We start from the raw sequence: 9,572 nt of genomic DNA, 5'->3' as shown, positions 1-9,572 counted from the left end.
GTGTCTAACCACCCCGCCAACCGCGCACTGACGTGCGCGGTTGGCGGGGTGGTTAGACACCTTCACGCATCGGCGGATGCAGTTTTTCACAGAGGACTTCCCGGCCTAGCTACCGTTCAGTAACGTCCGGCCCCACAGGAGCGCGACCGGTGCCGGATGTGTCGAATGCCGACATGGCGGTCGTGCCCACCGGCGCCGACGATGGCAGCACCCGGGCCCGCGCGGGTGTGGACGAACCGGAGGTCACCGTGCAGGACATCCTCGAAGCGATCATGGCGGCGGAGGAATCGAACGATCCGGACCGCGAACTCGCCGGCGTCGCCGGGCTGCCCGTACCGGAGACCTACCGGGGCGTGGTCGTCCGCGCCGAGGAGGCCCGGATGTTCGACGGCATGGCCACCCGGGACAAGGACCCGCGCAAGGCGCTGCACGTGCAGGAGGTGCCGACGCCGGAGCTGGCGCCGGGCGAGGCGCTGATCGCGGTGATGGCCAGCGCGATCAACTACAACACGGTGTGGACCAGCATCTTCGAGCCGGTGTCCACCTTCCGGTTCCTGGAACGCTACGGCCGGGTCTCCGAGCTGACCCGCCGGCACGACCTGCCGTACCACGTGGTCGGCTCGGACGCGGCGGGCGTGGTGCTGCGCACCGGCCCCGGGGTGACCCGCTGGGCGCCCGGCGACGAGGTGGTCGCGCACTGCCTCTCCGTCGAGTTGGAGGACGCGGCCGGACACGACGACACCATGCTCGACCCGCAGCAGCGAATCTGGGGCTTCGAGACCAACTTCGGCGGGCTGGCCGAGCTGGCCGTGGTCAAGGCCAACCAACTGATGCCCAAGCCGCGGCACCTGAGCTGGGAGGAGGCGGCCAGCCCCGGGCTGGTCAACTCCACCGCGTACCGGCAGCTCGTCTCGCACCACGGCGCCAACATGAAACAGGGCGACGTGGTGCTGATCTGGGGCGCGTCCGGCGGCCTCGGCGGGTACGCCACCCAGATGGCGCTCAACGGCGGCGCGATCCCGGTCTGCGTGGTGTCCTCACCGGAGAAGGCCGAGCTGTGCCGCAGGATGGGCGCGGAGCTGGTCATCGATCGGGCCGCCGAGGGCTTCCGCTTCTGGAAGGACGAGGAGACCCAGGACCCGGACGAGTGGCGGCGCCTCGGCGAGCGGATCCGCGAACTGACCAGCGGCGAAGACCCGGACATCGTGTTCGAGCACCCGGGTCGGGAGACGTTCGGCGCCAGCGTCTACGTGGCCCGGCGCGGCGGGACCATCGTCACCTGCGCCTCCACCAGCGGCTTCCAGCACCAGTACGACAACCGCTACCTGTGGATGCACCTCAAGCGGATCGTCGGCAGTCACTTCGCCAACTATCACGAGGCGTGGCAGGCCAACCGCCTGGTCGCGCTCGGCAAGGTGCACCCGACGGTGTCCCGCACCTACCCCCTGGAGCAGACCGGCCAGGCCGCGTACGAGGTGCACCGCAACGCCCACCAGGGCAAGGTCGGCGTGCGCTGCCTCGCGCCCACCGACGGGCTGGGCGTACGCGACGGGGAGTTACGGGCCCGGCACGAGGACGCGATCAACCGGTTCCGCGGTCACTGACCGGCGCGACCGGTTGCGGGGCCCCGGCCGGACGGCGGAGCGCCGGATGGCCATTGCGATGATCGTTCATTGTTCTTCCGCCCCCATTAGCGGATAAGCCACCCGGATCGAACAAAGGGCCTCGGGTAACCCCCGGGGCCCTTTTCCGCGTCACGCTGCGTGGTGTCCGACCCGCCGGGACCTGCCAAGATCGCCGATTGGTCCAACCTCGCCGATCGCGGGAGTTGACCATGTAAAGAGGGCATGAAAGCTTCCCACCGCTCTTGCGAAGCACCCTGGGGCGTCTGCCAGTATGTCCCAATGCCCCAGCAGCAGTCCTCCCCTCTCGCGTTCTTCGATAACGCGAACTCGCAGCCAGATTTCACCGTTGGCCTGCGCGGATACAACACTCATCAGGTCGACGACTTCCTCGGCCGGATGACCGCCGCGCTGACCCAGTCCGAGCAGGCCCGTGCCGAGGCCGAGCAGCGGATGAACGACGCCCAGCGTCGGCTCCGCCAGGCCGAGCAGCGCATGAGTGCGCTGGAGCAGAAGCTCACCGACACGAACAAGCAGCTCGAAGAGAACAGCCGGCCCACCCTCTCCGGGCTCGGCACCCGCGTTGAGCAGATCCTCCGGCTCGCCGAGGAGCAGGCCAACGACCACCGCAACGAGGCCAAGCGCGAGTCCGAGGGCATCCTCTCCGCCGCCCGCCTCGAAGCCCGCGAGATCACCGACAAGGCCCGCGCCGAAGCCGCGGCCATGAAGGCGAGCGCGGAGCGTGAGGCGGGCAACCTGCGCACGGCCGCCGAGCGCGAGGCCGCCGAGGTCCGGGTGCAGGCCCGTCGCGAGGCTGACACGCTGCGCGCCGACGCCGACCGTGAGACCAAGCAGCTGCGTACCGTCACCGCCCACGAGGTGGCCGAGCTGAAGTCGACCGTCGAGCGTGAGGTCGCCACCCTCCGGGCCACCGCCGAGCGGGAGATCACCCAGCAGCGGGCGAAGGCCGCCCGCGAAGCTGAGGAGAAGCGCGCCGAGGCGACCAAGCTGCTCACCGATGCGCGCGACAAGCGCGACAAGGACCTCCAGGCCCTCGAGCTTCAGCTGGCCGAGCGGCGGGAGAAGGCCGAGCGCGAGGAGTCCGAGCGCCACGCCGCCCAGGTCGCGCAGACCCAGAAGATGGTCAGCGAGGCTGAGCAGCGGGCCCGGGCCGCGCAGGAGCGGGCCAAGGAGATCGAGCAGCGCGCCGAGGCGCGGCGGGTCGAGTCGGAGCGCAACGCCGCCGAGACGGTCGACAAGGCCAAGGCCCACTCGGAGAAGACCCTCAACGAGGCGAAGGCCGAGTCGCAGCGTCTGCTCACCGAGGCTCGCACCGAGGCGGAGCTGACCACGCAGGCCGCCCGCCGCGAGGTCGAGGACCTCACCCGGCAGAAGGACGCGGTCACCTCGCAGTTGGGTCAGATGCTCTCCGGGCTCGCCGGCATCGTTCCCGGAATGCCGGCGCAGGCCGCTCCGGCTGCCAAGCCGGACGCCAAGAAGAACGACGGCGGTCAGGAGCGGGTGCCCGCGGAGACCGCTGGCTGACGCGAGGCGTCAGGTCGGGGCATCGACGGCGCGAGGTGACACCGGGTAACCGGTGCCACCTCGCGCCGTATGCGTTTCCCAGCCCGTGGTATCCGCCACCTGCAACGGAGTGAAGTAGCTCCCACAAGGCCCGTCCGTATCGCCCCAGCAGGGCCCGTTGCGTGTGAGGATGGGGGCATGTCGCACGGCGAGGAACTGTTCGCCCTTGGCGGGGACGTGACGACGGAGCCCAGCTTCGAGTCCGCTCTGCGGGGGTACGAGAAGAAACAGGTCGACCGTTATGTCGCGCGTGCTGAGCACGAGATCGCGACCCTCGCTTCCGAACGGGAACAGGCGTACACACAGATCCACAAGCTCGCCGGCCAGGTCGAGGTTCTCCAGCGTGACCTGACCCAGGTACGCAAGCAGATGAACGTTGTCGACCGGGCGTCGTTCCGCCATCTCGGCCCGCGGGTCGAGTCGATCCTCACCCTCGCCGAGGAGCAGGCCGAGCAGATCCTCACCGACGCGAACGGGGAGATCGAGGCCCGTCGCGCCGCGGCCGAGCACATCATCGAGGAGGCCCGCGAGCAGGCCGCGCGGGCACTGAAGGACTTCGAGATCGCCCTCGCCGCCCGACGCGCGGAGGAGGAGCGACACAGCTCCGCCCGGCGGGCCGAGGCGGAGGCGACCCTGCGGTCGGCCAAGGATGAGTCGGCGCAGTTGCGCAGGGCGGCGCAGGACGCGCTGGCAAAGGCCCAGCAGGAGGCCACCCAGCTGCGGGATTCCGCCAAGGAGATCCACGCCCGGGCCCAGCAGGAAGCCACCAAGCTGCGCGAGACGGCCCGCGAGACGCTGGCGAACGCCCGGCAGGAGGCCAGCGACCTGCGCGATGCCGCCAAGGAGGTGCATGCCAAGGCCCTTCAGGAGGCCAAGCGGCTCACCGACACCGCGACCGAGGCCGGGCGGGCCACCCATGCCAAGGTTCAGCAGGAGGCCAAGCAGATCATCGACGACGCGTCGATGGCGGGACGGGCCACCCGCGCGAAGGCGCAGCAGGAGGCCGAGCGCCTGACGACGCAGGCCACCGAGTCGGCGAAGCGCAGCCGCGCCGAGACCGAGGCGTACGTGCAGCGGATGCGCGCCGAGACCGAGGCGTATGTGCAGCACACCCGGGCGCAGACCCAGCAGGAGTTGGGTGCGTGGCGGGCCGGGGTGGAGCAGGAGGTCAACTCCCGTCGGGAGACGGCCGACCGGGAGTTGGCGCAGCGACGGTCCGCGGCCGAGCAGGAGTTCGCCAAGCGCCGCGACGAGTTGGACAAGCAGCACGCGGCGCGCCAGCAGGAGCTGGAAACCGGGTTCGCCAGCCGTCAGCAGGAGCTGGAGAGCGGCTTCACCAACCGTCAGCAGGAGCTGGAGACCGGGTTCACCGCCCGCCGCGACGAGCTGGAGACCGAATACTCCACCCGGAAGAACGAGCTGGAGACCGAGTACGCCGCTCGCAAGAACGAGATCGAGCAGGGCGCGGCCGGCATCCTTCAGGCAGCTGAGCAGGACGCGGCGACGCTGCGCCAGCGGTCCGAGTCGGAGGCTGCCGAGCTGCTGAGTCGGGCCGAGACCGAGGCCAGCGACAAGCGCCGCAAGGCCGACGAGCATGTCGCGGCGTCCCGGCGGCAGTTCGAGGAGTACGCCGCCACCACCCAGCAGCACCTGGCTACCACCCAGCAGCACCTGGCCGCGACCCAGCAGGAGTCGGCGGCGGGCCGGCAGCAGTTGGCGCAGGTGATGCTGGAGATCGCCCAGGCCCAGCAGCAGCTCGCGGATCTGCGGCAGGAGACCTGGAAGGCCCGACAGGAGTCCGACGATCTCCAGCGTCAGATGTCCGAGCTGCGGTTGCAGAGCGTCGCCGGCCCGATCGACGGTCCGACCGCGCCGGCCGGCGCGAGCGCCGGCGGGGACGACGGCAGGTCCGGTGGCGGGGACGACGGCGTGAGCGTTTCCGCCGGCACGGCCGCCGGTGCTGGCGAATCGGGTACGGGCACCGGGCTGAAGGCCGAGCCCGCCGACACCAGGCAGCCGGTGAACGCGGGTGCGGAGGAGTCCGGGCAGTCCACGACGCGGCCGGTGGCCGAGCCGGTGACCACCGTGGATGGTGGGACGGCGAGCGCCGGGGTGGACGGGGAGCCGACCGTGGCCGCCGTTCCGGGCGAGGGTGGCCGGGGCGCCAAGCCCACCAAGATCACTAGCACCGGTGAGAACGGCAAGCGACCCAGTAAGCCGACCACCGACGAGCGCAGCGCCAAGCCCAGCAAGGTCACCCTCGACAAGGACTGACCGCCACCCGCCCCAGCTTCGAGATCGTGGACACTTTCCGTCAGGTGCTGACGGAAAGTGTCCAAGATTCACTTCTGCGTCGGGTGACGCAAAGGTGAGGTGGGGGTCCAGCCGGCTGCCATGAGCGCGCGGCGGACGGTGTCGGCGACCTCGTCCGGACGTGCGCGAACCAGCCAGGCCGGAAAACGCAGAATCCGGTCGCCGCTGGTCCAGACGTCGTTCTGCCGACGCATGTCCGCCGCCCACTGCTTGGCGTCCATGTGGTGCGCGCCGTCGATCTCCACCTGCACCCGCCACTGTCGCCAGTACGCGTCCAGCCAGCGGTTGCGGCCGGCCGCGTCGACCCGGTGCTCCTGAAGGTCGGGGGCGGGCAGCCGGTGCCTGCGGCACAGCCGCAGAAAGTCGATCTCGGAGAGCGCCTGCGCGCCGCCCGCGATGTCGCCGATGGTCTGCCCGATCAGGTGCCGGCGCGGCGCCCGGGGCAGCACGTCGAGCACCGCCCGCAACTCCTCGGGCAGCACCCGGCGTTGCTGGCAACCGGCGGCCAGCACCGCCTGCGCCTCGTCCACGCCGGCCGCCCACCCCGCCGCGTCCACCAGGGCCCGCGCCGTCGTGGTGCGCGGTGGGCGGGCGAGCTGGCGGTGTGATTCGGGTAGCACCGTCGTACGGTGCACCAGGACCGCCGGCATGTCGATCGGCAGTCGACGCAGGGTGGTCCGCGCCGCACGGCGGTCTGCCGGCACCAGCACGTGCAGCGGCTCGCGGTGCAGCCCTCGCACCCCCGCTTCGGCTGCGGCGGTCACCCCGGCCAGCACCGCCCCCGGTCCGGCGGCCAGCACCGCGACCCAGAGCTGCTGGTCGCGGGTCAGGCGGCCGTTGCCGGTCAGCAGGATCCCCCGGCAGATCGACCGCCACCGGCCGGTGCGGATCCGGCCCCGCACCGCCCCCTCGCTGAGCAGCCCAGTGACCTGCGCGGTGGTCAGCACGCCCGCCTGCTCGAAGGCGAGCCAGTCGAGTGCGTCGGCGTCATCGGCGGGCAGCATCCGAACAGCCTTCACCGCCGGGAAGCCGCCACACCACCAGATCTTGGACACTTTCCGTCAGGGCGTGACGGAAACTGTCCAAGATCTACGGGTCTGGTCGACATCCGTGGTGCCGTCGGCTTTCCGGACCGTTCAATCTGGCCCGAGGCGTCGACGGTGGTTGGGTGGGACACATGGAACACCAGGTTGACGGTCTCGTGGTCGGTGGCGACCATGAGGTGGCTACGCTGCTGGCGCTCCGGGAGATGATCAGAAACGTTGCGTCGTCCCGCCGCCAGTCGATCAAGCTGATGAAGGAAGTTGTGACGTCATGGACCCGTCGTCCGACCGCCTGAGCCAGGAGGTCTCTGGTGTCACAGCATGACCCGTCCGGCGATGAGCCGGACGTGACCGCCGGCCCACGACCGACGAAGACACCACAGCCGACGGAGACACCAACGCCCGCAGAGACATCAACGCCCGCAGAGACACCCACGCCTGCGGAGACACCACTGCCGGTGCCGGTTCCCGCGCCGGGGACCGACCCGGACGAGCCGCCGGCGGTCCCGTCCGGAAAGTTCGGCACGCCGGGCCGGCCACTGCGCCGCAGCAGTTTCCTGATCGGCTTCACCGGGGCGCTGGGCGTGCTGCTGGCGTACACCCTCTATCTGGGGATTCGCAATGCCGGCGGCATCCTCGTGCTGGTGGTGATCGCGCTCTTCCTCGCGGTCGGTCTCAACCCGGCGGTGGTCCGGTTGGGCCGCTGGGGTGTGCCACACGGCCTGGCGGTGGCCGCGGTGGCGTTGACTGTGGTGTTGCTGCTCTGCGGCGGCGTGGTGGCGCTGGTCCCGCCGATCGTCACCCAGTCGGGGCAGTTCATCGACCAGATCCCCAGTCTGCTCGACGAGCTGCGCCGCAACCCGACGGTCAATGACCTGGTGGAGCGGTACGACGTGGTGGAGCGGGTGCAGGGCGCGGCCAACGCGGAAACCGTCGGGCGGGCGCTCGGTGGGGTGCTGGGCGGCGCACAACTGATCTTCGGCACGGTGTTCCGGACGCTGACCGTGCTGGTGCTGACGATCTACTTCCTGGCCTACTTCGACCGGCTGCGCTCGCTGGGCTACTCGTTGGTGCCCCGGTCCCGGCGGGAGCGGGTGCAGCTGATCGGCGATGAGATCCTGGCCAAGGTCGGTTCGTACATGGTCGGCGCGCTGAGCATCGCGGTGCTGGCCGGCGCGACCACGTTCGTCTTCGCGCTGATCGTCGACCTGCCGTACCCGTTCGCGCTGGCCGTGGTCGTCGCGGTGACCGATCTGATCCCGCAGATCGGCGCCACCCTGGGTGCGGTGATCGTGAGCCTGGTCGGTTTCGCCGCCGACCTGCCCACCGGCATCGCCTGCGCGGTCTTCTTCCTCATCTATCAGCAGGTGGAGAACTACCTCATCTACCCGAAGGTGATGCGGCGCTCGGTGGAGGTCAACGAGGTGGCGGCCCTGCTGGCCGCGCTGCTCGGGGTGGCGCTGCTGGGTGTGGTGGGCGCGTTGATCGCCATCCCCACGGTGGCCGCGCTGCAACTGATCCTGCGCGAGGTGGTGCTGCCCCGCCAGGAACGCCGCTGACCGTCAGCAAGCCAGCCCGGACCAGCGGCCAGCCCGGACCGGCCGCCAGCCAGGCCGGCGGCCAGCAATGACCGGCGGCCGGGCCCGGGACGAGCGGGTCACTCCGCCTTGGTGGCGGCCGGGCCGGGGACCGGTGTGTCGGAGAAGGCCGCCACCGTCCGGTCGGCGTACGCGCTGACGTCGCCAGCCTCCATCGGGCCGTCCCAGGTTGTCGGCAGCGGCACCTCGACGGCCGGGTTGACCCGCCGGACGATCTCGTCGAGCACCGTCTCCGCGTCACCCACCCAGAGGTGCTTGGCACCCGGCACCCCGACCACCTCGATCTGGGGCACGGCGGCGAACCGCTCCCGCGCCTCGGTCGGGCGCAGGTAGTCGTCGAACTCCGGCACCAGCGCCACCAGTGGCCGACCCGAGTTGGCCCAGGTGCCCAGGTCTTCGGGGGCGGAGAAGCGCAGCGGCGGGGAGAGCAGGATCGCCCCGGCGATCGACGGGTCGCAGCCGTACTTCAGCGCCAGGTCGGTGCCGAAGGACCACCCAACGAGCCAGATGTTGGGCAGCTCGGCGAACTCCGCGTACTCGATGGCGGCGGCCACGTCGTACCGCTCCCCCACCGCGCCGTCGAAGGCTCCCTCGCTGGTGCCGCGCACGCTGCCGGTGCCCCGGGTGTTGAACCGCAGCACCGCCAGGTCGGCCAGCGCGGGCAGCCGCCAGGCCGCCTTGCGGAACACGTGGCTGTCCATCATTCCGCCGTGGGTGGGCAGCGGGTGCAGGCAGACCAGGGTGGCCACCGGCGGCCGGTCGGCCGGCAGGGCCAGCTCACCGACCAGCCGCAGACCGTCGGCGGTGTGCAGCTCGATGTCCTCCCGGCGGCCGGGCAGGATCGACGACGCGCGGATCGCTGTGCTCACCGCCCAAGTCTGTCGCGAAGTCGCCGCCGCCGCCCGCCCAGGCGGGAAGAGGGTGACCCAGGTCGCTCGGGCCGCAAGCGCAAGGCGTGCCAGCGGGCCGGTTCAGTAGCGCGGGGTGCCCCGGCCGCGCTGCACCGCCGGGCCGCGCCGGTCCCGGGCCCGCCAGCAGCCGCTGTGCCAGTGTCGCCGGTCGGTCAGGTCACCCAGGCCGTCCGCCGGCCAGGCCACCAGGTGTGCCACCCCGGGTCGGATCTCCTGGTCACAACCGGGGCAGCGGTACGTCTTGACCGACGCGCCAGCGCCGATGCCGCGTACCTGCCAGGCGCCGTCGGTCCATTGCTGCACCGAGGCGACGCCCTGCCGGACCCGGTCGGCGTCCAGGTTGGCGTTCTCGTCCCGGCGAGGGCGGTTGCGACGGGGGCTCACAGTCACCAAGCGTACGTCCGGCTGGTGAGGCCGCCCGGGGCGGTCACCAGGTCGCGGGCCGGTCCAGGTGCTCGGCGACCTGCACCCCGCCCAGCACCGTTGCGGGGTCCTCCTCGG

At 71.2% G+C, this 9,572-nt stretch carries 8 protein-coding genes; 5 read left to right on the top strand and 3 right to left on the bottom strand.

The annotated features are described in order from the left end of the window. The first annotated feature begins 248 nt into the window (after positions 1-248). The 3 genes from ccrA (at position 249) to DLJ59_RS16705 (ending at position 5,480) form a co-directional block, all read left to right on the top strand. Entirely contained in the window at positions 249-1,604 is a 1,356-nt protein-coding gene (gene ccrA, locus DLJ59_RS16715) for a crotonyl-CoA carboxylase/reductase (RefSeq protein ID WP_124773566.1), read from the top strand. Positions 1,605-1,904: 300 nt separating this feature from the next. Further along, complete coding sequence (locus DLJ59_RS16710; protein WP_124773563.1) at positions 1,905-3,167, top strand: DivIVA domain-containing protein; 1,263 nt, start codon at positions 1,905-1,907, stop codon at positions 3,165-3,167. A gap of 177 nt (positions 3,168-3,344) precedes the next feature. Then, a complete protein-coding gene (locus DLJ59_RS16705; protein ID WP_124773562.1) occupies positions 3,345-5,480 on the top strand; it encodes a coiled-coil domain-containing protein in 2,136 nt (711 codons plus the stop codon). Positions 5,481-5,548: 68 nt separating this feature from the next. Here DLJ59_RS16705 and DLJ59_RS16700 read toward each other — a convergent pair whose 3' ends face one another. Beyond that, positions 5,549-6,574, bottom strand: coding sequence for an endonuclease domain-containing protein (locus DLJ59_RS16700; RefSeq protein ID WP_244236069.1), 1,026 nt, complete (start codon positions 6,572-6,574; stop codon positions 5,549-5,551). Between the two features lie 122 nt (positions 6,575-6,696). Here DLJ59_RS16700 and DLJ59_RS16695 point away from each other — a divergent pair, with 122 nt between their 5' ends. Together DLJ59_RS16695 and DLJ59_RS16690 are read left to right on the top strand one after the other, a co-directional pair. Next, on the top strand, positions 6,697-6,858 hold the full coding sequence (locus DLJ59_RS16695; protein WP_208648724.1) for a hypothetical protein: 162 nt from the start codon (positions 6,697-6,699) through the stop codon (positions 6,856-6,858). A gap of 15 nt (positions 6,859-6,873) precedes the next feature. Next, entirely contained in the window at positions 6,874-8,121 is a 1,248-nt protein-coding gene (locus DLJ59_RS16690; RefSeq protein WP_425271433.1) for an AI-2E family transporter, read from the top strand. Between the two features lie 98 nt (positions 8,122-8,219). Here the strand turns inward: DLJ59_RS16690 and DLJ59_RS16685 are convergent, their stop codons facing one another. Both DLJ59_RS16685 and DLJ59_RS16680 read right to left on the bottom strand, forming a co-directional pair. Beyond that, a complete protein-coding gene (locus DLJ59_RS16685) occupies positions 8,220-9,029 on the bottom strand; it encodes an alpha/beta hydrolase (protein ID WP_124773561.1) in 810 nt (269 codons plus the stop codon). A 102-nt stretch (positions 9,030-9,131) separates the two neighbouring features. After that, positions 9,132-9,455 (bottom strand): hypothetical protein, encoded by a 324-nt coding sequence (locus DLJ59_RS16680; protein WP_244236068.1) that lies wholly within the window; start codon positions 9,453-9,455, stop codon positions 9,132-9,134. Between the last annotated feature and the right edge of the window lie 117 nt (positions 9,456-9,572).

The sequence above is a fragment of the Micromonospora inaquosa genome (genome assembly GCF_003857055.1).
GTDB classification, from domain to species: Bacteria; Actinomycetota; Actinomycetes; order Mycobacteriales; family Micromonosporaceae; genus Micromonospora; species Micromonospora inaquosa.
This window is presented reverse-complemented; position numbering and strand designations above follow the sequence as displayed.

Bases quoted from the DNA above. Each gene is read 5' to 3' on its own strand.
- DLJ59_RS16695 (WP_208648724.1), top strand. From the start codon at position 6,697: ATGGAACACCAGGTTGACGGTCTCGTGGTCGGTGGCGACCATGAGGTG.
- DLJ59_RS16710 (WP_124773563.1), top strand. From the start codon at position 1,905: ATGCCCCAGCAGCAGTCCTCCCCTCTCGCGTTCTTCGATAACGCGAAC.
- DLJ59_RS16705 (WP_124773562.1), top strand. From the start codon at position 3,345: ATGTCGCACGGCGAGGAACTGTTCGCCCTTGGCGGGGACGTGACGACG.